Source organism: Streptomyces sp. NPDC029138 (assembly GCF_055564375.1).
Genome location: NZ_JBVHWM010000005.1, coordinates 65,723 through 87,477 on the forward strand (window position 1 = coordinate 65,723; position 21,755 = coordinate 87,477).

22 protein-coding genes and 1 tRNA gene are annotated in these 21,755 nt (G+C 72.1%); 14 read left to right on the forward strand and 9 right to left on the reverse strand.

Annotated elements, in window-relative coordinates; genetic code table 11:
* The first annotated feature begins 25 nt into the window (after positions 1 to 25).
* The 5 genes from ACZ4WH_RS07310 (at position 26) to ACZ4WH_RS07330 (ending at position 3,739) form a co-directional block, all read left to right on the forward strand.
* A complete protein-coding gene (locus ACZ4WH_RS07310) occupies positions 26 to 1,375 on the forward strand; it encodes a type III PLP-dependent enzyme domain-containing protein (protein WP_468177864.1) in 1,350 nt (449 codons plus the stop codon).
* 152 nt (positions 1,376 to 1,527) lie between these two features.
* Positions 1,528 to 1,911, forward strand: a complete 384-nt coding sequence (locus ACZ4WH_RS07315) for a hypothetical protein (protein ID WP_014673138.1) — start codon at positions 1,528 to 1,530, stop codon at positions 1,909 to 1,911.
* Positions 1,908 to 2,843 (forward strand): transcriptional regulator, encoded by a 936-nt coding sequence (locus tag ACZ4WH_RS07320; protein ID WP_468177525.1) that lies wholly within the window; start codon positions 1,908 to 1,910, stop codon positions 2,841 to 2,843. The genes ACZ4WH_RS07315 and ACZ4WH_RS07320 overlap by 4 nt, the downstream gene beginning before the upstream one ends.
* Before the next feature lie 31 nt (positions 2,844 to 2,874).
* On the forward strand, positions 2,875 to 3,354 hold the full coding sequence (locus tag ACZ4WH_RS07325; protein WP_468177527.1) for a roadblock/LC7 domain-containing protein: 480 nt from the start codon (positions 2,875 to 2,877) through the stop codon (positions 3,352 to 3,354).
* A 10-nt stretch (positions 3,355 to 3,364) separates the two neighbouring features.
* Positions 3,365 to 3,739: a roadblock/LC7 domain-containing protein gene (locus tag ACZ4WH_RS07330; protein WP_468177529.1), complete on the forward strand. Its 375-nt coding sequence runs from the start codon at positions 3,365 to 3,367 to the stop codon at positions 3,737 to 3,739.
* 7 nt (positions 3,740 to 3,746) lie between these two features.
* Here the strand turns inward: ACZ4WH_RS07330 and ACZ4WH_RS07335 are convergent, their stop codons facing one another.
* Both ACZ4WH_RS07335 and ACZ4WH_RS07340 read right to left on the reverse strand, forming a co-directional pair.
* Entirely contained in the window at positions 3,747 to 4,331 is a 585-nt protein-coding gene (locus tag ACZ4WH_RS07335) for a hypothetical protein (RefSeq protein ID WP_468177531.1), read from the reverse strand.
* 94 nt (positions 4,332 to 4,425) lie between these two features.
* Positions 4,426 to 5,274, reverse strand: coding sequence for a MurR/RpiR family transcriptional regulator (locus ACZ4WH_RS07340; RefSeq protein ID WP_468177533.1), 849 nt, complete (start codon positions 5,272 to 5,274; stop codon positions 4,426 to 4,428).
* A gap of 129 nt (positions 5,275 to 5,403) precedes the next feature.
* Between ACZ4WH_RS07340 and ACZ4WH_RS07345 the strand changes: the two genes are divergently transcribed.
* A complete protein-coding gene (locus tag ACZ4WH_RS07345; protein WP_468177535.1) occupies positions 5,404 to 6,816 on the forward strand; it encodes a purine-cytosine permease family protein in 1,413 nt (470 codons plus the stop codon).
* 10 nt (positions 6,817 to 6,826) lie between these two features.
* Positions 6,827 to 7,276 (forward strand): hypothetical protein, encoded by a 450-nt coding sequence (locus tag ACZ4WH_RS07350; protein ID WP_468177538.1) that lies wholly within the window; start codon positions 6,827 to 6,829, stop codon positions 7,274 to 7,276.
* A 53-nt stretch (positions 7,277 to 7,329) separates the two neighbouring features.
* Here ACZ4WH_RS07350 and ACZ4WH_RS07355 read toward each other — a convergent pair whose 3' ends face one another.
* Positions 7,330 to 8,091 carry an SDR family oxidoreductase gene (locus tag ACZ4WH_RS07355; protein WP_468177540.1) on the reverse strand — a complete coding sequence of 254 codons (762 nt, stop codon included), beginning with the start codon at positions 8,089 to 8,091 and terminating at the stop codon, positions 7,330 to 7,332.
* Positions 8,092 to 8,269: 178 nt separating this feature from the next.
* On the opposite strand from ACZ4WH_RS07355, the gene ACZ4WH_RS07360 reads away from it, so the two are divergent.
* Positions 8,270 to 9,124 carry a helix-turn-helix transcriptional regulator gene (locus ACZ4WH_RS07360; protein ID WP_468177542.1) on the forward strand — a complete coding sequence of 285 codons (855 nt, stop codon included), beginning with the start codon at positions 8,270 to 8,272 and terminating at the stop codon, positions 9,122 to 9,124.
* 341 nt (positions 9,125 to 9,465) lie between these two features.
* Here ACZ4WH_RS07360 and ACZ4WH_RS07365 read toward each other — a convergent pair whose 3' ends face one another.
* Complete coding sequence (locus ACZ4WH_RS07365; protein ID WP_468177544.1) at positions 9,466 to 10,857, reverse strand: cystathionine beta-synthase; 1,392 nt, start codon at positions 10,855 to 10,857, stop codon at positions 9,466 to 9,468.
* Positions 10,858 to 11,014: 157 nt separating this feature from the next.
* Here ACZ4WH_RS07365 and ACZ4WH_RS07370 point away from each other — a divergent pair, with 157 nt between their 5' ends.
* The 3 genes from ACZ4WH_RS07370 to ACZ4WH_RS07380 all read left to right on the forward strand — a co-directional run bounded on the left by ACZ4WH_RS07370 (position 11,015) and on the right by ACZ4WH_RS07380 (position 14,463).
* The gene (locus ACZ4WH_RS07370) at positions 11,015 to 12,034 is read left to right on the forward strand and encodes an SGNH/GDSL hydrolase family protein (protein ID WP_468177546.1); all 1,020 of its coding nucleotides are present in this window, start codon (positions 11,015 to 11,017) and stop codon (positions 12,032 to 12,034) included.
* A gap of 134 nt (positions 12,035 to 12,168) precedes the next feature.
* Positions 12,169 to 13,389, forward strand: a complete 1,221-nt coding sequence (locus tag ACZ4WH_RS07375; RefSeq protein ID WP_468177548.1) for an acetyl-CoA C-acetyltransferase — start codon at positions 12,169 to 12,171, stop codon at positions 13,387 to 13,389.
* Positions 13,390 to 13,680: 291 nt separating this feature from the next.
* On the forward strand, positions 13,681 to 14,463 hold the full coding sequence (locus ACZ4WH_RS07380; RefSeq protein ID WP_468177866.1) for a hypothetical protein: 783 nt from the start codon (positions 13,681 to 13,683) through the stop codon (positions 14,461 to 14,463).
* A 98-nt stretch (positions 14,464 to 14,561) separates the two neighbouring features.
* Here ACZ4WH_RS07380 and ACZ4WH_RS07385 read toward each other — a convergent pair whose 3' ends face one another.
* Complete coding sequence (locus tag ACZ4WH_RS07385) at positions 14,562 to 14,873, reverse strand: hypothetical protein (RefSeq protein ID WP_468177550.1); 312 nt, start codon at positions 14,871 to 14,873, stop codon at positions 14,562 to 14,564.
* Positions 14,874 to 14,972: 99 nt separating this feature from the next.
* On the opposite strand from ACZ4WH_RS07385, the gene ACZ4WH_RS07390 reads away from it, so the two are divergent.
* Positions 14,973 to 15,203 carry a DUF4287 domain-containing protein gene (locus ACZ4WH_RS07390; protein WP_361471129.1) on the forward strand — a complete coding sequence of 77 codons (231 nt, stop codon included), beginning with the start codon at positions 14,973 to 14,975 and terminating at the stop codon, positions 15,201 to 15,203.
* A 64-nt stretch (positions 15,204 to 15,267) separates the two neighbouring features.
* Here ACZ4WH_RS07390 and ACZ4WH_RS07395 read toward each other — a convergent pair whose 3' ends face one another.
* From ACZ4WH_RS07395 to ACZ4WH_RS07410, 4 genes are all read right to left on the reverse strand, one after another.
* Positions 15,268 to 16,122 (reverse strand): Bax inhibitor-1/YccA family protein, encoded by an 855-nt coding sequence (locus tag ACZ4WH_RS07395; protein WP_468177553.1) that lies wholly within the window; start codon positions 16,120 to 16,122, stop codon positions 15,268 to 15,270.
* 178 nt (positions 16,123 to 16,300) lie between these two features.
* Positions 16,301 to 17,476 carry a 4-hydroxybenzoate 3-monooxygenase gene (locus ACZ4WH_RS07400; protein ID WP_468177555.1) on the reverse strand — a complete coding sequence of 392 codons (1,176 nt, stop codon included), beginning with the start codon at positions 17,474 to 17,476 and terminating at the stop codon, positions 16,301 to 16,303.
* 148 nt (positions 17,477 to 17,624) lie between these two features.
* On the reverse strand, positions 17,625 to 17,777 hold the full coding sequence (locus tag ACZ4WH_RS07405; protein WP_468177557.1) for a hypothetical protein: 153 nt from the start codon (positions 17,775 to 17,777) through the stop codon (positions 17,625 to 17,627).
* Between the two features lie 139 nt (positions 17,778 to 17,916).
* Positions 17,917 to 18,000 (reverse strand) — tRNA-Leu (locus tag ACZ4WH_RS07410).
* Positions 18,001 to 18,416: 416 nt separating this feature from the next.
* Between ACZ4WH_RS07410 and ACZ4WH_RS07415 the strand changes: the two genes are divergently transcribed.
* Entirely contained in the window at positions 18,417 to 19,187 is a 771-nt protein-coding gene (locus ACZ4WH_RS07415; RefSeq protein WP_468177559.1) for an ABC transporter ATP-binding protein, read from the forward strand.
* The gene (locus ACZ4WH_RS07420; RefSeq protein ID WP_468177561.1) at positions 19,187 to 21,715 is read left to right on the forward strand and encodes an ABC transporter permease; all 2,529 of its coding nucleotides are present in this window, start codon (positions 19,187 to 19,189) and stop codon (positions 21,713 to 21,715) included. The genes ACZ4WH_RS07415 and ACZ4WH_RS07420 overlap by 1 nt, the downstream gene beginning before the upstream one ends.
* Positions 21,716 to 21,755 lie beyond the last annotated feature (40 nt).

Consider the following 21,755-nt stretch of genomic DNA (forward strand, 5'->3'; position numbering starts at 1 on the left):
CATCGGGAGCGAGGCGCGGGGACGGATGGCCCGCCGCGACCGGGCCGTGCGGGCGGCCGTAGAGCGGAGGCTGCTGGGCCCGGACGCGGCCGTGGTGGGGCTGCTGGACGTCATCGGCATCCGGGAGTCGGCGGCGGCGCTGCGGGCGGCGTTCGACGCGGTCACGGCGCCCGGCACACCCGTGCTGCACGCCTTCGCGGTGAAGGCGACCCCGCTGGTGCCGGTGGTGCGGCTGCTGCACGAGGCGGGCATCGGCGCGGAGGTCGCGAGCCCCGGCGAGCTGGCGCTGGCCCGGGCGGCCGGGGTGCCGCCCGCCCGCACGGTGCTGGACTCGCCGGCGAAGACCCCGGCGGAGCTGCGGGAGGCGCTGGCCCTGGGCGTCGCGGTGAACGCGGACAACCCGCAGGAGCTGGACCGGCTCGACACCCTCGTGCGCGCCACGCCCACCCGGTCCCCGCTCGGGCTCCGGGTCAACCCGCAGATCGGCGGCGGCACCATCGGGGCGACCTCCACGGCCACGCGGACCTCGAAGTTCGGGGTGGCGCTGCGGGACGAGGGGGCGCGCGACTGGGTCGTACGGGCGTACGCGGACCGGCCGTGGCTGACCCGGCTGCACGCGCACACCGGCTCGCAGGGCATCCCGCTGCCGCTGCTGGCGCGGGGCGCGGCGGAGGTGTACGCGCTCGCGGAGGAGATCAACGCGGTCGCCGGGCGACGGCAGGTCGACACGATCGACATCGGCGGCGGGCTGCCGGTGAACCTCGCGTCGGAGGAGACGACGCCGTCGTACGCCGCCTACGCGCGGCTGCTGGCCGAGCAGGTGCCGGGGCTGTTCGACGGGCGGTACGGGCTGGTGACCGAGTTCGGGCGGTCGCTGCTGGCCAGGTACGGGACGGTGGTGGCCCGGGTGGAGTACACCAAGAGCGCGGGCGGGCGGCGGATCGCGGTGACGCACGCGGGCGTGCAGGTGGCGACGCGGACGGTGTACGTGCCGGGGGCGTGGCCGCTGCGGATCGCCGCGTACGACGCCGGGGGGCGGCCGAAGGCGGGAGCGGAGGTGGTGCAGGACGTGGCCGGGCCGGCCTGCTTCTCGGGTGACCTGCTCGCCGAGGGGCGCGCGCTGCCGCTGCTGGAGCAGGGCGACTACGCGGCGGCGCTGGACACGGGCGCGTACTACTTCGCCCACCACTACGCCTACAACTCCCTCGCCCGGCCGGGCATCTACGGCTACGCGCCGGACGGCGAGGGGGGCGTCGCCTTCGCGACCGTACGGGAGCCGCAGACCGTCGCCGAGGTGGTGGCGGAGTCCGGCGGGGCGCACACGTCCGCGCTGACCGGCCTCCCGGGCGCGACCGACGCGCACCCCTCGCCGTGATGATCAACTCTCGTGTCACACAGGTCAGTTGACCCACACTAGTACGCCCGGCGCATGTTCCAACGGAAAATGCCAAAGGCCTCACCTCCCGCACACACGTTGCGTAGTGTCGGCGTCACTCAGCCGGATTCCCAGGCGGGAGGGGAGCCACGGTGCCCGGAATCGACGAGTGCTTGCTGGAAGCGATGCGGTTACCCGGTGCCCGGGGAGCCGCGCTGGTGGACTGGACGAGCGGACTGGCCCTCGGCGCGGTCGGGGAGGCGCCCGGCGGTGACCACGAGACGACCGCCGCCGAGGCCGCCGAACTGGCCCGGATGGCAGCCGAGCACGGCACCTTCGCGGCGGGCGGCGACGACCTGCCCCCCGTGGAGGACGTGATCATCAGCAACGGGGACAGCTACCACCTGCTGCGCTTCGTGGACACGTCCTTCGACAGCAGCGTGTTCCTGCACCTGTGGCTCGGCCGCGAGGAGGGCAACCTCGCGCTCGCCCGCATCCGGCTCGGCGAGATGGCCGCCCGGCTGGTGCTGGGATGACCGTGGTCAGCACCCCGCCGCCGGCCCTCCCGGTCCGGGACAAGGGGGCCGGACGCGCCCTGTCCCCGATGCTGACCCGGCTCGCCGAGGAGCGGGCCACCGGCATCCTGGTCCGCGAACACGGCGTCCTGCACCTCGCCGAGGGCCGGGTGGTGCACGCCGAGAGTCCCCTCGCCCCCGGCCTCGACGTGCTCCTCACGGCCCACGGCACCCTCGCGAGCGCCGCCTGGCAGCAGGCGGCGGCACGGACCACCGGCCCCCTGCACGCGGCCGAACTCCTGCTGCGGTCCGGGGTGTTGCCCACGGGCGCGCTGGAGCTGTGCCATCTGGACGCGCTGTACGACGCCGGGTACTTCGCGCTGGCGCCGAGCAGCACGCCGGGACGGTTCCGGTACGACTCCACGCCCCGGCTCGGCCCCTTGCCCTCGGTCCCGGTCGTCGCGCTGGAACGCGAGACGCTGCGCCGCCGGCTGCTGCTGCACCGGCTGTGGCCCGACCCGGCCGCCGACACCGCCCCACTGATCCGCGCCGACCCGGCCACCGGCCGCGCCCCGGCGAACCCTGCGGACCCGGCCACCGGCCGCGCCGCGGCCAACCCTGCGGACCCGGCGAACCCGGCCGCGGCCACCACGCCGGCCACCCGGGCCGGGGCAGCCACCTCTGCGGCCCACGCGCCCCCGGTCACGCCCCGGCAGCGGGCCGTCCTGGACCGCGTGGACGGCGTCCGCACGGCCGCCGACATCGCCCGGAACCTGGGCCGGCAGGCGTTCCACACGCTGGTCGACGTGCGCCGGCTCACGGCGGCCGGGCAGATCGCACCCCTGCCCACGGCACCACCCGCCCCGCCGCCCCCACCCCCGCTCGCCCAGGTCACCACCGACCCCGACATCGCGCTGCTGAAGAGGCTCAGGGATGCGCTGGAGGCGCTTTGAACGGCACCGCCCCGCCGAGAGGAGACACCTGATGGTGGCCGAAGAGGACCTGCGGACCGTCCTGGAGGAGCTGCTCCGGCTGCGCACCCGGGTACCGCAGCTCACCGGCGCCCTCGCGGCCGGCGTCGACGGCCTCGTCGTCGCCCACGACACCCCCGGGGTCGACCCGGAAGGCCTGGCCGCGCTCACCGCCGCCGCGCTCGGCGTCGCCGTGCGGGTCACCGACGCCACCGGGCACGGCGGCTTCCGGGAGCTGCTGGTGCGCGGCGAACGCGGCTACATCGCCACCTACGCGGCCGGCCGCACCGCCGTCCTGACCCTGCTCGCCCAGGACCGGGTCAACGTGGGCCGGCTGCACCTGGAGGGCCGCCGGGCCGGCGCCCGCATCGGGGAGCTGCTGGACGCCGCCGAGGCCGCACGCCCGCTCCCCCGGACCACCCCCGCACGAACCCGTACGCCCCGCGCGCCCCGCACCACGGCCGCCGAGGCACGCACCGCAACCGACAGTTGAAAGGACCACCATGGCCAACACCGAGACCGCGCTGAAGGAAGCCCTCACCTCCATAGAGGGCGCCACCGGTGTCGCGCTCGTCGACTACACCAGCGGAATGGCGCTGGGCACGATGGGCGGCGGCAAGAGCTTCGACCTGAACGTGGCCGCCGCCGGCAACACCGACGTGATCCGCGCCAAGATGCGCACGATGGAACACCTGGGCCTCAAGGCCGAGATCGAGGACATCCTGATCACCCTCACGGACCAGTACCACCTGATCCGTCTCCTCAAGGGCCGGGGCGGCAACGGCCTGTTCCTCTACCTGGTGCTCGACTCGGGCCGGGCCAACCTGGCGATGGCCCGGCACCAGCTGAAGCGGATCGAGGAGGACCTGGAGGTCTGACGGCGGCTCAGACCAGCGCGGCGGTACGGCGGCGGGCCCCGCCCGGGGCCGCGTCGCCGGCCGCGACGCCCGTACCGCGCAGGCCCTTCACGGCCTTGCCCACCGGGCGCCCGCCACGCCGGTCGAGCCAGTCGACGCGCACCCACAGCAGCGTCTCCCGCGCCCGCTCCAGCCGCCCGAGCCAGGCCGCCTTCAGCCGCAGCCCGGTGCCGAGCCCGGCCAGCAGCATGCCGCCGGCCGCCGGCACGGCGAAGGCGGAGCCGAGCGCGACCGCCCAGCCCAGCAGCAGCCACCAGCGGTGGCCCCGGCGCCAGGCGCGCACGGTCACCGCCCGGTCCTGAAGGACGTCGTACTTGCCCGCGCGGGCCGCCCCGCGGGCGAGGGCGGTGTACCGGCCCCGCCGGACGAGTGCCACGACGGCCGCGCCGACCAGGAACAGCGCCGCCCCGGCCGACACGCCGATCCGGCGCCCGGTCACTCCCTCCGGCACGGCCCCGATCCCCGCCGCGACCACCCCGAGCCACCACAGCGGTGCGGCCCCCGCCCGTACGACGACGGCCACCCGAGCCAGCCCCTGTCCTCCGCGCGCCACGTCAGCCTCCCGTGTCACGTGTCCCCAAGCGTGTATGTCTCGTAGGGAAGCTAATAGCAGAACGTGAGACGAATCTGAGAGCGGCGGGTCCCCGTCATTCGACGAACAGGCCGCGGGCCGCCGCCTTCGCGTCGAACTCCTCCAGGCGGGCCTGGGCGTCCGGCAGGTCGTCGCAGAGCGCCTCCAGCAGCACCCGGCCGAGCAGCATCGGCGCGCACGCGGTGTCGAAGGCGAGCCCGGTGCCGACGGCGGCGGGAAGCAGCAGGTCGGAGTACTTGGCGACGGGCGCGAACGCGGAGTCGGCGACGGTGACCACGGTCAGGCCGGCGTCCTTGGCGTAGGCGAGGGTGTCCACGACCTCGCGCGGGTGCCGGGGCAGCGCGAAGCACAGTAGGGCGGTGGCGCCCGCGCGGACGGCGGCGTCGATGCGGTCGTGGATCATCGTGCCGCCCTCGTTGAGGAGCCGGACGTCCGGGTGCACCTTGGCGGCGAAGTAGGCGAAGCCGTACGCCTGGGAGGCGGCGGCGCGCAGGCCGAGCACCGGCAGCGGGCGGGAGGCGGCGAGGATCCGGCCGGCCCGCTGCACCGGGCGCGGGTCGGCGAGCAGTTCGGCGAGGTGCCTCAGGTTCTCGATCTCGGCCTCGACGGCCTGCTGGTACTCGTTGTAGGCGGCGGCCCCGCCCCCGGCGGCCGGTTCGGCCGGGACGACCTCGCGCAGGTGCTTGCGCAGGGCGGGGTAGCCGTCGAAGCCGAGGGCGACCGCGAACCGGGTCACCGACGGCTGGCTGACCCCGGCCAGTTCGGCCAGCTCCACGCTGGACAGGAAGGGCACGTCGGCGGCCCGGCGCACCATGCTGTGCGCGATGCGGCGCTGGGTCGGCGTGAGCCGGTGGCCCTCGAAGAGCGCCTGCAATCGGTTGGCAGGGCTGTCGGTCCCGCTCATCACGTACTCCCCCTCCGGATTCCTCGACGCCCCGGGAGAGTACAGCGCCGAGGCATTGACAAACACGGGCCGTCTATTCAGACAGTGTGTCGCTGCATACCGTTATACAGCCCAGTGTGGGGAGAACGCATGGCTCAGCTCGTGGAAGTGCGCTCCATCGACGTCGTCCCGGACGAGGAACGGCACGGCACGGCCTTCAGTCAGTTCACGCTCTGGCTCGGCGCCAACCTCCAGATCACGGCCGTCGTCACGGGCGCCCTGGCGGTCGTCTTCGGCGGGGACGTGGTCTGGTCGGTCGTCGGCCTGCTGCTCGGCAACCTGCTCGGCGGCGCGGTGATGGCCCTGCACTCCGCCCAGGGCCCGAAGCTCGGCCTGCCCCAGATGATCCAGTCACGGGCGCAGTTCGGGGTGCGCGGGGCGGTCGTACCGCTGCTGCTGGTGATCGTGATGTACGTCGGCTTCTTCGCGTCCGGCAGCGTCCTCGCCGGGCAGGCGGTGGGCGAGCTGACCCACACGAACGACACCACCGGGATCGTCGTCTTCGCGGCCGTCACAGCGGTCACGGCGACCGTCGGCTACCGGGTCATCCACGCCCTCGGCCGGGTCGCCGGCATCATCTGCGCGCTCGCCTTCGTCTACCTCGCCGTACGCCTCCTGGACCGCGCCGACACCTCCGCGCTGCTGCACGACGCCCACTTCTCGCTGCCGATGTTCCTGCTGGCGATGTCCCTGTCGGCGTCCTGGCAGCTGGCGTTCGGCCCGTACGTGGCGGACTACTCGCGCTATCTGCCGCGCACGACGTCCACGAAGGCCACCTTCTGGTGGACGCTGTCCGGCTCCGCGCTCGGCAGTCAGTGGTCGATGACCTTCGGGGTGCTGGTCGCGGCCACGGCCGGCGAGAAGTTCCTGGCGAGCCAGGTCGGCTATGTCGTCGCCCTCGGCGGCACCGGGCTGGCCGCGTCCTTCTTCTACTTCGTGATCGCGCTCGGCAAGCTCACCGTCAACGTCCTCAACACCTACGGCGGCTTCATGTCGATGGTGACGGGCGTGAGCGGCTTCCGCGGGCAGCGGCAGCTGTCCCGGGCGGGCCGGGCGGCGTACATCGGGCTGGTGATGGTCGCCGGAACCGCGGTGGCCCTGCTGGGCAAGGACAGCTTCCTGTCCTCCTTCAAGGACTTCCTGCTGTTCCTGCTGACCTTCTTCACGCCCTGGTCGGCGATCAACCTGGTCGACTACTACCTGATCTCCAAGGAGCGCTACGACCTCCCGGCCCTCGCCGACCCGCACGGCCGCTACGGCGCCTGGCGCTGGGACGCCCTCGCCGTGTACGCGGCCGGACTTCTCGCCCAGCTGCCGTTCCTCGCCACGAGCTTCTACACCGGCCCGCTGGTGGACCCGCTGGGCGGTGCGGACATCTCCTGGATCGTCGGCCTGGCCGTACCGGCACTGCTGTACTGGCTGGTCGCGCGCCGGAACACGGTGGCCGGCCCGAACCCGGACCGGGGGGCTAGCCCCAGTGCCGTCGAGCCGACCGCTCCCTAGGCTGACCGGCATGAGCACACTCGATCCACGGGACGCCGACCTCAGGAAGGACCCGAACCTCAGGAAGGACCTCGACGCGACCGTGCGCGCCCGCAGGGAACTGGGCGACGACTACGACTCCGCGCTGGTGGAGTCCTTCCTGGAGAAGGTCGAGCAGCGGATCGACGACGCGGTCGACCGCCGGGTGCGGCGGCAGCTGGCCGAGCGGCAGATGGTGACGGCACGCGAGACGCGGCGGCCGAAGCCGGCCGACTCCTGGGGCGAGCGCTACGGCTTCGCCCTGATCACGCTGGTCCTGGCGATCCCGCTGTCCGCCATCGCGGGTGCCCTCGCCGGGCTGTCCGGGATGGTGGTCACCTGGCTCGGCATCGTCGGCGTCAACGCGGTGCAGGCCGTACGGCTCAACCCGGACCTCTTCGCCGGCCGGCGCGACCACGACGGCCCGGCGCGGGGCGAGTGACCGGCGGGGCGGCGGCGCCCCCGGTGCGGGGCGAGTGACCGGCCCCGTTGGGGTCACGCCTGCCGGGTCGGCAGCACCATGATCTGGCGCAGGTTGACGTGCCGGGGGCGGCTGGTGGCGTAGGCGACGACGTCGGCCACCTCCGCCGCGGAGAGCCCCCCGATCGCCCCGAACATCTCGTCCAGCTGCCCGGACAGCTCCGCGCTGCCGACGTGCGACGCCAGCTCGGTCTCCGTCAGTCCCGGCTCGATGTTGGTGACCCGGACGTCCCGCGGCCCCAGCTCGCCGCGCAGGCTCTGCGACAGGTAGGTGACGGCCGCCTTGGTCGCCCCGTACACCCCGTAGTTCGGGAAGGTCACGTGGGCGCCGATGGAGGAGATGTTCACCAGGTCGGCGGTGCGCCCCTCGGCCGCGGCGGCCAGCAGGTCGGCGGTGAAGGCGCGGATGATCCGCAGCACGCCGGTGACGTTGGTGTCGAGCATCCGCTGCCACTCGTCGAGCCGGCCCTCCTCGACGGGGTTCGGCAACATGACTCCGGCGTTGTTGACGACGAGGTCGACGGCGCCGAACGCCTCGTGGACCCGGTCCCGGGCGGCCTCGACGGACGCGTCGTCGGTGACGTCGGCGGCCACGGCGAGCGCCTGGCCGCCCTCCGCCCGGATCTTCTCCACCAGCGCGTCCAGCCGGTCCGCGCGCCGGGCGAGCAGCGCCACCCGGGCGCCCTCGGCGGCCAGATGCAGGGCGACGGCCTCGCCGATGCCGCTGGCGGCTCCGGTGATCACGGCGGTACGGCCGGACAGGTTCTCGTACGACATGGGTGCTCCCTCGTGGGTCACTGGGCGGTGGGGGTACCTCCCAGGCGTCAAGCCCCGGGGAAGGCTCCCCGGCGGCTGACACCACTCTCACCGCGTCCGGCAGCCGTACCCAGGGATGCGCTTTTCCTGGGTCTGCCAGTACCAGGACGGACGGGCACCGCTCGCCTACGATCTGCGTATGGACGGGGACTGGACCGAAGCAGAGGTGGGCGACTTCCTGCGCTCGCGCCGCGCCCGCATCCGGCCGGAGGAGGTCGGGCTGCCCACGCACGGGCGGCGCCGGGTGCCGGGGCTGCGCCGCGAGGAGGTGGCCCAGCTCGCGGGCGTGAGCGTCGACTACTACATCCGGCTGGAGCAGGGCCGGGGGACGAGCGTCAGCGACGCCGTGCTGGACGCGGTCGCGCGGGTGCTGCGGCTGGACGAGACGGAACACGCGTACCTGCGCACGGTGGCGCGCCCCCGCCGGCAGCGGCGGAAACCGGCCGGTGCGCCCCGCGTGCGCCCCGGCGTGCAGATCCTCCTCGACGGCATGGAGCACAGCCCGGCGTTCGTGCTGGGCCGCCGCATGGACGTGCTCGCCTGGAACGCGCTCGGCGACGCGGTCAACGGCTTCAGCCGCCTGGCACCGGCCGAGCGGAACGTCCCCCGGCTGGTCTTCCTCGACCCGGCCTCCCGGGAGCTGTACCCGGAGTGGGTGGCGGTCGCCGCGCAGACGGTGGCCCAGCTGCGGCTGCTGGCGGGCCGGTACGCCGACGATCCCGGCCTGTGCGCGCTGGTCGGCGAACTGACCCTGAAGAGCGAGGACTTCCGCCGGCTGTGGACGGACCACGAGGTCCGCGAGTGCGCGTACGGCGTGAAGAAGGTACGGCACCCGGTCGCGGGCCTGCTGACCCTGCCGTACGAGACCCTGACGATCCCGGCGGACCCGGAACAGACGATCGTGGTGTACACGCCGGAGCCGGGTTCGGAGACGGCGGAACGGCTCGCCCTGCTGGGGAGTTGGAAGGCGACGACTACCGCAGACATCAACTGAGGAGTCACGACGGCGAGCAGCCACCTCCGCGAGAGCGGCGGCGGTTCAGCCGCGAAGGGGGGTGCGCGGGGACCGCCGCACCCCCGTTTCCGGGGGGCGGGACGACGGCGGTCCCCGCGAGGGACGCGGGCCGGGTCAGGACCGGGCTTGCGCGTCCGTGGCGTCCATGGAGGTCCGGGAGCCGCTCCGGAGGTCCTTGGCGCCGTTCTGTGCCGGCCGGGACGGGGAGCCGCTCCCGCCCGCCGACATCCACCAATGTGCCGGACGCGTGTTAAGCGGGTGCTGCGCGCACGTGACACGCTCGTACCACTTCCGCGAACCCCGGCCCTCGTCCAAGTCGGCTACTTGGTGCCGCCCTTGGCCAGGAAGGCCAGAAGGTCCTGCCGGCTGACCACACCGGTCGGCTTGCCCTCGACCAGCACGATCGCGGCGTCCGCCGATCCCAGCACCTGCATCAGGTCGCCGACCGGCTCGCCGGAGCCGACCTGGGGCAGCGGGGCGCACATGTGCTTCTCCAGCGGGTCCTCCAGCGAGGCCCGCTTGCTGAACAGGGCGTCGAGCAGCTCCCGTTCCACGACCGAGCCGACGACCTCGGCGGCCATCACGTCCGGGTGACCGGCGCCCGGCTTGACTACGGGCATCTGCGAGACGCCGTACTCGCGCAGCACCTCGATGGCCTGGCCGACGGTCTCCTCCGGGTGCATGTGCACCAGCGACGGGATGGAGGCGCCCGCCTTGTGGCTCAGGACGTCGCCGACGCGGGCGCTGGGGCCCTCGTCCTCCAGGAAGCCGTAGTCGGCCATCCACTCGTCGTTGAAGATCTTGCTGAGGTAGCCACGGCCGCTGTCGGGCAGCAGCACGACCACGACGTCGTCCGGGCCGAGCCGCTCGGCGACCTTCAGCGCGGCGACGACGGCCATGCCGCAGGAGCCGCCCACCAGCAGGCCCTCCTCCTTGGCCAGCCGGCGGGTCATCTGGAAGGAGTCCTTGTCGGAGACGGCGACGATCTCGTCCGCGACGGTGCGGTCGTAGGCGGTCGGCCAGAAGTCCTCACCGACGCCCTCGACCAGGTACGGCCGTCCGGAGCCGCCCGAGTACACGGAGCCCTCGGGGTCGGCGCCGATGACCTTGACCTTGCCCTGGCTGGCCTCCTTCAGGTAGCGGCCGGTGCCGGAGATGGTGCCGCCGGTGCCGACGCCCGCCACGAAGTGGGTGACCTTCCCCTCGGTCTGCTCCCACAGCTCGGGGCCGGTCGAGTGATAGTGCGAGAGCGGGTTGTTGGGGTTGGAGTACTGGTCGGGCTTCCAGGCGCCGGGCGTCTCGCGCACCAGCCGGTCGGAGACGTTGTAGTACGAGTCCGGGTGCTCCGGGGCCACGGCGGTCGGGCACACGACCACCTCGGCGCCGTACGCCCGCAGCACGTTGATCTTGTCGGTGCTCACCTTGTCCGGGCACACGAAGATGCACTTGTAGCCCTTCTGCTGGGCCACGATGGCGAGTCCCACGCCGGTGTTGCCACTGGTCGGCTCGACGATCGTGCCGCCCGGCTTCAGCTCCCCGCTCTGCTCGGCCGCCTCGATCATGCGCAGGGCGATGCGGTCCTTCACGGAACCGCCCGGGTTGAAGTACTCCACCTTGGCCAGGACGGTCGCCTGGATGCCCTTGGTCACGCTGTTGAGCCGCACCAGCGGGGTGTTGCCGACGAGGCTGATCATCGAGTCGTGGTATCGCACCGTTGTCTCCGGTCGCTGCAAAAGAACTGTTCGTAGTGGTGTCGCCAGCCTAAGGCCAGCTGTGTGGCGGGGACGGTCGTTCACTCCCCGTTGAGATTGGCGCACGGTCTGTACGGGGCAAGGAGTGGATACGGCTACGAGGAGGTGGCGGCGACGCATGACGAGGATGTCGAGGGCGCGAGTGGCCCGGCGCATCGCGGCCGGGGCGGCGTACGGCGGGGGCGGGGTCGGGCTCATCGGCGCGGCCGTCGTCGGTCTGGTGCTGGCGGAGGTGCGACTGGCGCGGCGCCATGTGGGCAACGGCAGCGGCGGGCGGGTACCGGCGGCCGACGGCGTGTACGGGCACACGTACGACATCCCCGGCGAACCGCCGCTCCGCCTGACCATGCTCGGCGACTCCACGGCGGCGGGACAGGGCGTGCACCGGGCGGGCCAGACCCCGGGGGCGCTGCTGGCGTCCGGGCTGGCGGCGGTGGCCGAACGCCCGGTGGAGCTGCGGAACGTGGCGGTGCCGGGCGCCCGGTCCGACGACCTGGACCGCCAGGTGGCGCTGGTGCTGTCCTCGCCCTCCCCGGTCCCGGACATCTGCGTGATCATGATCGGCGCGAACGACGTGACCCACCGGATGCCGCCGACGCGCTCGGTACGGCACCTGGCGACGGCGGTACGACGGCTGCGCACGGCCGGCGCCGAGGTGGTGGTCGGCACCTGTCCCGACCTCGGCACGATCGAGCCGGTGCAGCAGCCGCTGCGCTGGCTGGCCCGGCGGGCGTCCCGGCAGCTGGCGGCGGCCCAGACGATCGGGGTGGTGGAGCAGGGCGGGCGCACGGTGTCGCTGGGCGACCTGCTCGGCCCCGAGTTCGAGGCGAACCCGCGGGAGCTGTTCGGGCCGGACAACTACCACCCGTCGGCGGAGGGCTACGCGACCGCGGCCATGGCCGTCCTGCCCACGGTGTGCGCGGCGCTGGGCCTGTGGCCGGCGCAGGAGGAACGGCCGGACGTGTCGCGCCGCGAGGGTTTCCTGCCGGTGGCGCGCGCGGCGGCCGAGGCCGCGTCGGAGGCCGGCACCGAGGTGACGGCGGCCATGCCGACGGGTCCGCGGGGGCCGTGGGCGTTGCTCAAGCGGAGGCGCCGGCGCCGGGTACCGGAGGCCGAGCCGGCGACCCCGTCGCTCTGACAACTCCCCGCGCGCAGCCAAGCAAGCGCTTAGACAATTGCGGTCAGTGTCACACCGCAACACCGGTGACCTGGCCCATACGTACGGGTAACTTCCCACCTGCCCTGCCAAAAAAATCCGCCACTGGAGCCGTGATGCCCGAAGCCGTCATCGTCTCGACCGCCCGCTCCCCCATCGGCCGCGCGAACAAGGGCTCCCTGAAGGACCTGCGCCCCGACGACCTCACCGCCACGATCATCCAGGCCGCACTCGCCAAGATCCCCGAGCTGGACCCCAAGGACATCGACGACCTGATGCTCGGCTGCGGCCTCCCCGGCGGCGAGCAGGGCCACAACCTCGGCCGGATCGTCGCCGTACAGATGGGCATGGACCACCTGCCGGGCTGCACGATCACCCGCTACTGCTCCTCGTCCCTCCAGACCTCCCGCATGGCGCTGCACGCCATCAAGGCCGGCGAGGGCGACGTCTTCATCTCGGCCGGTGTCGAGATGGTCTCCCGCTACGTCAAGGGCAGCTCCGACGGCCTGCCGGACACGCACAACCCGCTGTTCGCCGAGGCCGAGGCCCGCACCGAGTCCGTCGCCCAGCAGGAGGGCACGACCTGGCATGACCCGCGCGAGGACGGCCTGCTGCCCGACCCCTACATCGCGATGGGCCAGACCGCCGAGAACCTGGCCCGCTGGAAGGGCGTCACCCGCCAGGAGATGGACGAGTTCGGCGTCCGCTCGCAGAACCTCGCCGAGGAGGCCATCAAGAACGGCTTCTGGGAGCGCGAGATCACCCCGGTGACCCTCCCCGACGGCACGGTGGTCAGCAAGGACGACGGCCCGCGCGCCGGCGTCACCCTGGAGGCCGTGCAGGGCCTGAAGCCGGTCTTCCGCCCGGACGGACTCGTCACGGCCGGCAACTGCTGCCCGCTGAACGACGGCGCCGCCGCGCTCGTCATCATGTCCGACACCAAGGCCCGCGACCTGGGTCTGACCCCGCTCGCCCGGATCGTGTCCACCGGTGTCTCCGGCCTGTCCCCGGAGATCATGGGCCTCGGCCCGGTCGAGGCGAGCAAGCAGGCCCTCCAGCGCGCCGGCCTGACCATCGGCGACATCGACCTGGTCGAGATCAACGAGGCCTTCGCCGCCCAGGTGATCCCCTCGTACCAGGAGCTGGGCATCGACCTCGACAAGCTGAACGTCAACGGCGGCGCCATCGCCGTCGGCCACCCCTTCGGCATGACGGGTGCCCGTATCACCGGCACGCTCATCAACTCGTTGCAGTGGCACGACAAGCAGTTCGGCCTGGAGACGATGTGCGTCGGCGGCGGGCAGGGCATGGCGATGGTCATCGAGCGCCTCAGCTGACCCACCGTCCGTAGCGGGCCACGCACGTTACGTCGCAGAAGGGCCCAGAACCCAGGAAACAGCACGGTTCTGGGCCTTTCTGTGATCCAATCTCCCCCAGGATGTGACCTATCTCGCTCGCCAGGCACATCGGCGCAGGTCAGCGCGGGGCAGCATGGCGCACGACGAAACCACGAACCCAAAGTCCTGTCCGTTTCGTGACGTTACGCACTGACAGCTGGTTAGTCCGCCCTTCAAGCTGATGTAGGAAGTCGGGGGTCGACCTGAACCAGGAGTATGTCAGTGAGCGCCATGCCGATCGCCCTGCTGCTCACCACGGCAGCCACCGGCGCCGTGGGCGTCGCCGTCCTGCGCACCGTGCTGAAGCTGCGCCGTCAGCTCACCGAGCTACAGCGGCAGCTCGCCGACGGCCAGGCGGCCACGACCCGCGCCCTCCTGCCGAACGCCCGCACCGCCGCCGACGCCGACCAGATACGCGCGGCCGTGGCCGAGGCGCTCGCCGAGGAGCGGGAGCGCGAGCTGGCCGAGGCGCGCGCCTTCTGGGCGGCGCAGGAGGCCCGTGACGCCTCCGACACGCCGTCGCTGTACGGCCTGCCGGAGGCCGACGTGTTCCTGCCCCGCCAGGCGGACTTCGTGGGCCTGGAGCCGCTGGAGCCGGTCGCCGAGCCGGGCGCCGACGCCGACGAGTTCGCCGGGGAGTCCCCGGAGCTGGCCGCGGCCCGCCGCCGGCACCCCTCGCATCCCGACTTCGTCCCGGTGCAGTCACCGGCCGTGAACGACCACGAGCGCACCGTCACCACGCTGGAAGAGCTGGCCGCCGAGCGCGTCGAACTCTCCGACGTGCGCCCCGGCCCGCTCGGCACGCTCGACGTCTACGTCTTCGCCGACGGCACCACCCTGTGCATGACCCCGGGCCACCGCGAGACGGCGGAACGCCTGGCGAGGGCCCTGGAGTCCGGGGAGAGCCCGTACCTCCTGGGCGGCTCGGGCATCTCCGGCGCGTACACCCTGACGTTCGCGTGCGGCGAGGAGACGGTCTACATCCTGGCGGATCGCGTCATAGCGTCCCTGTAGCGCGGCGCCCCGAAAGGGGCGCGGGCTGTGTCCGACATGCGGCTCCGCCGCGTGGGCGCGAGCAACCCCTCACGTGCCCGCGCGCCCGCGAACGGACCTCACACGCCCGCCCTCTTCCGCGCCTCCTCCACCCACCGCACGGCCTCGGCGACCTGCTCGTCACTGCGCAACACGACCGCGAGGTCATGCGCGGCCACCAGAATCTGATCCGCCGCGGCGAACATTCCCGCGTCCGGCATCTCCCGAGGCTCACATCCCGGCTCCTCCATCAGCTGGGCCCGCCGGGAAAGCTCCCGGGCCAGGGCCAAGGCCTCAGCGGCAGCGCCTCGTTGGAGCCGGCTCTGCGGTGCCGCCCGCAACCGGTCGGCGAAGTGATCCACTGCTTGGGTCAAGGGCGTCGTATCAACCACCCGCCGAGCGTAACGCCCCGCACTGTTGCCAATACGCGAACGCTCAGGCACGGTGACGTGAAGGACCGGCTTACATCCCCTTTGCGTTCGGAGGCGCCGATGTCCCACGTCTTCTCGGAGGAGACCCACCGCAATCTGCTCGCCCGCATCCCGCACTGCACCGGTCGTGAAGTCTCCGACTGGCTGCGCACCGTCGAAGAAGGCCCCTCTCTGTTCCGCTTCGAGGAGAAGGTCAGCTGGCTCCGGCACGAGTACGACCTCGCGTACGGCCACGCGAAGGCGATCGTGCACGAGTACGACCTGAGGAGGGCAGCGCGCAAGCTGCTCTGAACGGCACAGGGCCCCGGGCGGATCGCCCGGGGCCCTGCCGCTCTGCCGCTGACCGGCGTCGGCGCTAGTCGTTGCTGCTGAAGATCGCCACCAGCCGCAGCATCTCCACGTAGATCCACACCAGGGTCAGGGTGAGTCCGAACGCGGCGAGCCAGGCCTCCTTGCGCGGGGCGCCGTAGGCGATGCCGTCCTCGATCTGCTTGAAGTCGAGGGTCAGGAAGAACGCGCCGAGCACGATCGCGATGATGCCGACCAGCGCGCCGAGCGGGCCGAAGCTGCGCAGTCCGCCGTCCTCGGCGACACCGAAGGCGACCAGCAGCAGGTTGACCGCCATGACCACCAGGAAGGCCATCGCGATGGCGATGCCGATGCGGGCGTAGCGGGCGGTGACGCGGATCCAGCCGGCCTTGTAGATGAGCAGGGTGGCACCCGATACGGCCATGGTGCCGAGCACGGCCTGGAAGGGCGCGCCGCTCCAGCGGCTGTTGTACATCTCGCTGATGACGCCGAGGAAGACGCCCTCGAAGGCGGCGTACCCGAGGATCAGCGCGGGCGACGGGTTGCGCTTGAAGCTCTGGACCATCGCCAGGACGAAGGCGATCAGCGCGGAGCCGATGGCGAGGCCGTAGCTGGTGCCCGAGACGGGCAGCAGGGCCCAGGCGAGGGCGGCGCCGACGGCGACCGTGCCGAGCGTGATGGCCGAGCGGACGACGACGTCGTCCATGGTCATCCGGTCGGTGGTGGCCGGGGCCTGGGGCGGGGCGCCGACGCCCTGCTGTGCGTACGGGTTCTGCGCGTAGGGGTTCTGCGCGTACGGGTTGCCCTGTGCGTACCCGGCCTGCGGTGCGGTGTTGAAGCCGGCGTAGCCGTTGTCGCGGCTGAACCCCCGTCGCGAGAAGACCGGGTTACTGCTCCTCATTTCACTCCTCCATGGCTGCCGAGCGCAGCCTTGGCTCAAGAGTAATGGATTGGCAAAGGATCGACCATGATACTTGAGGAGGATCCGCCCCCTACGGATCTTCCCCTGCCGATCTTTCCCCCTGCTGTGCTGCCCAACACGCTACGCGGGCGTCTGATTCCCGGCCATGGACAGTCGGCTAACCGAGCGGAAACCCTGTGTACGCCTCGGCCAGATCGGTCTCGGCCGCGCGGGAGGAGGCGATCCGCTCCAGCCGGGCCAGCTGGAGGCGGGCGTCGAAGGCGGTGGCGTCCGGGGCGCGGTGCAGCAGGGTCGTCATGTCGTAGGAGAACCGCTCGGCCTGCCAGACGCGGCGCAGGCAGGTCGCGGAGTAGGCGTCGAGGAGGTCCGGGGAGCCGGTCTCCTTCTCGTGGGCGAGGGCCCGGGCCAGCGTGACGACGTCACCGACGGCGAGGTTCAGCCCTTTGGCGCCGGTCGGCGGCACGATGTGGGCGGCGTCGCCGGCGAGGAAGAGCCGGCCGTGCCGCATCGGCTCGTGCACGAAGGAGCGCATGGGGGTGACCGACTTCTGGGTGACGGCCCCGCGCTCCAGCCGCCAGCCGTCGTCCGTCTCGAACCGCCGCTCCAACTCGTCCCAGATCGCCTCGTCGCTCCACTGCGCGGCCTGCGTTCCGGCGGGCACCTGGAGGTAGAGCCGCGAGACGGCCGGCGACCGCATGGACAGCAGGGCGAAGCCGCGCTCGTGGCGGGCGTAGACGAGTTCGTCGTGCGAGGGCGCGACGTCGGCGAGGATGCCGAGCCAGGCGTAGGGGTACGACCGCTCGAACACCCGGGAGATCCCCGCCGGGAAGGCCTGGCGCGCGACCCCCCAGAACCCGTCGCAGCCGACGACGTAGTCGCACTCCAGCACGTCCTCGCGCCCCTGGTGCCGGAAGGGAATCCGCGGCCGGTCGCTCTCCGCCCCCTCCACGGCCAGCGCCTCGGCCTCGAACAGCAACGGCCCGCCTTCCTTCAGCTGGAGCGCGATGAGGTCCTTGCAGACCTCGGTCTGGGCGTAGACGGTCACGGACCGCCCGCCGGTCAGCGCGGGGAAGTCGACGCGGTGCCGGTGCCGGTCGAACCGCAGCTCGATCCCGTCGTGCCGCAGCCCCTCCCGGTCCATCCGCTCCCCGGCCCCGGCGGCGCGCAGCACGTCGACCGTCCCCTGCTCCAGAATCCCGGCCCGCTGCCGCCGCTCGACGTAGGCCCGGTCCCGACTCTCCAGAACGACCGCCTCGATCCCGCCCCGCCACAGCAACCGCGCGAGCAACAACCCGGCGGGCCCCGCCCCGATGATCCCCACGGTGGTACTCATCGACCGTCCCCTTCCTCACCGCCGGCTCTCCAGCGTTCGCATGGTGAAGTTTCCTTCACTTCTGCGGCGAGTCTCCGACCGCAGGGTGCGGCTGTCAACGGTGGTGCAGCGCCTGCGAACCGATGGCGACGTCCACGAGGATCACCCCTCAGCCCGGGTCAAAGTGCGTGCGGCGGGCCTCCCCGGGGTGCCGGTAGCAGGTCGGCCGCGGCGGGCGCTCGTGCGGCCGGGCGAGCATGTAGCTGATCCGGTCCCCGGCGAAGCGTCCGCCGGCGGTGCCGTCGTCGACTACCAGGTCCACCCCCGCAGTCCTGGGATGCGTCTCGTCCTCGAAGCTCGGTGTCTCCCATCCATGGGAGGACGCACCCTTTTACGAGTGAGGCGGAGGAGCCCGGCGCTGGAGCAGCCGTCCCGCGCCTCAGACGTCGTACAGGAGAAGGTGCCCGGAGCCGGACTTGAACCGGCACGCCCGCGAAGGGGCAGCGAGGTTTAAGCTCGCCGTGTCTGCATTCCACCATCCGGGCAGGCCATGGGCTCCGCTTGCGCGGTTCGAGCCTATCGGGACCCATCCCCCGAACAGCGGAAGGGTGGACCGATGTTGTCTTATTTTATTGACGTCTGAGGGTGCATCAGCCCATGGAACGCGCCATCCGCACTTGCCAATAGCCTGACGTGGCAGCTGTACGCGCGTACGTGAAATGACGGAATTTCACCGTCCGAACGAGGGTGTTCCACCTGTTCTCGACGCGGTTCCGGACGCGGTTCCCGACACGGCGGGCGTCAGGGTCACCCGTCCTCCCCAGGTATGACACCGGGCCGCTCCGTCCGACCCGAGTCGCCCTCCGGAACCGGAACAGCGACTGACTACACGCGCGCTCCGTGCCGGGACGATGGACCGGTCCCCAACGAACAGACGTCGTACCGACAGGAGCGCCCTCCCGTGACCACCACACCCACCGCCGGCCGGACCACCGCCGTGGCCGCACGCGCCACGGAGCTGTCGAAGATCTACGGGCAGGGTGAGACCCGGGTGGTCGCCCTGGACCGGGTCTCCGTCGACTTCCGGGCCGCCGAGTTCACCGCGATCATGGGCCCGTCCGGCTCCGGCAAGTCCACGCTGATGCACTGCGTGGCCGGGCTGGACACCTTCTCCTCCGGGTCCGTCCGGATCGGCGACACCGAGCTGGGCTCCCTGAAGGACAAGCAGCTGACCAAGTTGCGCCGGGACAAGATCGGCTTCATCTTCCAGGCGTTCAACCTGCTGCCGACGCTGACCGCCCTGGAGAACATCACCCTCCCGATGGACATCGCCGGGCGGAAGCCGGACAAGGCGTGGCTGGACCGGGTCATCCAGATGGTCGGGCTGTCCGACCGGCTCAGCCACCGGCCCTCCCAGCTGTCGGGCGGTCAGCAGCAGCGCGTCGCCGTCGCCCGCGCCCTCGCCTCCCGGCCCGAGATCATCTTCGGTGACGAGCCGACCGGAAACCTCGACTCGCGCTCCGGCGCCGAAGTCCTCGGCTTCCTGCGCAACTCCGTGCGCGAGCTGGGCCAGACCGTCGTCATGGTCACCCACGACCCGGTGGCCGCCGCCTACGCCGACCGCGTCATCTTCCTGGCCGACGGGCGGATCGTCGACGAGATGTACGGCCCGACCGCCGAGTCCGTCCTCGACTTGATGAAGCAGTTCGACGCGAAGGGCCGTACCAGCTGATGTTCCGCACCGCCCTGCGCAACGTCCTCGCGCACAAGGCCAGGCTCCTGATGACCGTGCTCGCCGTCATGCTCGGCGTGGCGTTCGTCTCCGGGACGCTGGTCTTCACCAACACCATCTCCGACGCCTACCAGAAGAGTTCCGCCAAGGGCTTCGACCGGGTCGACGTCGCCGTACGGCCCGAGTACCAGGACTCCAAGGGCAACGAGGTCGGCAGGACGCCGGAGCTGACCCGCGCCCTGCTCGACAAGGCCGCCAAGGTCCCGGGGGCCGCCTCCGCCACCGGTGTCGTCACCGGCTTCACCGCCCTCGCCGACAAGGACGGCAAGCTCGTCGGCGGCGACTGGCAGTCCGCCGGCGGCAACTACTGGGGCACCAAGGACCCCCGCTACCCGCTGGTCAGCGGTCACGCCCCGCGCGGCAAGGGCGAGGTGCTGATCGACTCGGCGACCGCCAAGCGGGCCGGTTACCAGGTCGGCGACACCGTGCGCCTCTCCGTCGACGGCCCGGTCCTCACCCCCACCGTCAGCGGCATCTTCACCACCGACGACGGCAACGTGGCCGCGGGCGGCAGCCTCACCCTGTTCGACACGCCGACCGCGCAGGCCCTGTTCGGCAAGAAGGGCACGTACGACGAGATCGACGTGCAGGCCGCGGCCGGCACCAGCCAGACGGCGCTCAAGGCCGAGCTGGACAAGGCCCTGCCCGCGAAGCTGGTGGAGACCACCACCGGCAAGCGGCTCGCCGACGACCAGGCCCGGGCGATCTCCTCGTCCATGAGCAGCCTGAAGCAGGGCCTGCTGGTGTTCGCCGGCATCGCCCTGTTCGTCGGCACGTTCATCATCGCCAACACCTTCACCATGCTGGTCGCCCAGCGCACCCGGGAGCTGGCCCTGCTGCGGGCGGTCGGCGCCTCCCGCCGCCAGGTCACCCGCTCGGTGCTCATCGAGGCGTTCGCCGTCGGCGCGGTCGCCGGTGTGGCCGGTCTGGCCGCCGGTGTCTGCATCGGCGCGGGCCTGCGCTCCCTGCTCGGCTCGTTCGGCGCGAGCATGCCCGACGGTCCGCTGGTGATCAGCCCCGGCACGGTGGTCACGGCCCTCGCGGTCGGCATCCTCATCACCATGCTGGCCGCCTGGCTGCCCGGCCGCCGGGCCGCGAAGATCCCGCCGGTGGCGGCGATGAGCGCCGTGCACACCAAGGCGACCACCAAGTCCCTGGTGCTGCGCAACACGTTGGGCTCGCTGTTCGCGGCGGCCGGTGTCGCGGTGGTCCTCGCGGGCACGCGGATGGACGCCGACACCGGCCAGGGCGCGATGGGCATCGGCGCGGTCCTGCTCATCATCGGCGTGTTCGTACTGACCCCGCTGCTGTCCCGCCCGCTGATCGCCGCCGCCGCGCCGGTGCTGCGCGCCTTCGGGGTGTCGGGCAAGCTGGCCCGGCAGAACTCGCTGCGCAACCCGCGCCGTACCGCGGCCACCGCCTCCGCGCTGATGATCGGTCTGACCCTGATCACCGGTATGACGGTGATGGCGGGCAGCCTTCAGAAGTCCATCGACAAGATGGCCAGCTCGGCGATCCGCGCCGACTACGTCGTCTCGATGGCCAACCGCGGCCCGCTCTCCCCCGAGGTGGAGAAGAAGCTCGCCGCCGCCGACGGGGTCACCGCGAGCAGCCCGCTGCGGAACGGCGAGTCCCGCATCGACGGCGGCACCGAGTACCTGACCGGCGTCGACGGCGCGGCCATCGGCGAGCTGACCGATCTGAAGGTGACCGACGGCTCCTTCACCGTGGGCGGCACACGGGTCGTCGTGGACGAGGACCGCGCCAAGGACTTCGGCTGGAAGGCCGGTTCGCGGTTCACCGCGCACTTCGAGGACGGCAAGGCCCGGCAGCTGACCGTCGCGGGGGTCTACGAGGGCAACGACATGCTCAACGGGATCATCCTCGACAACAAGGTCCTCACTCCGCACCTGTCCGACCCGGCCGACATGCAGGTCATGGTCAAGACGGCGGACGGCGCGTCCGGCGCGGCCAAGGACGGACTGGAGAAGGCCCTCGGCTCCAACCCGGCGATCAAGGTCCAGGACAAGCAGGACATCTCCGACGAGATCGCGCAGATGTTCACGCTGATGCTGAACATGGTCTACGGCCTGCTCGGCATGGCGGTGATCGTCGCGGTGCTAGGCGTCATCAACACGCTGGCCATGTCCGTCTTCGAGCGGGCGCAGGAGATCGGGATGCTCCGCGCGATCGGCCTGGACCGCAGGGCCGTCAAGCGGATGGTCCGCCTGGAGTCCCTGGTGATCTCCCTGTTCGGCGGGGTGCTGGGCATCGGCCTGGGCGTGTTCTTCGGCTGGGCGGCCGGGGAGCTGCTGGGCACGAAGATGCCGACGTACGAACTGGTGCTGCCGTGGGGCCGGATGACGGTGTTCCTACTGCTGGCGGGCGTGGTCGGTGTCCTGGCCGCGCTGTGGCCGGCCCGCCGGGCGGCCCGGCTGAACATGCTGACGGCCATCAAGGCCGAGTAGCCGGTCGTACGACGGTGAAGGGGGCCCCGCGGGAAAGGGC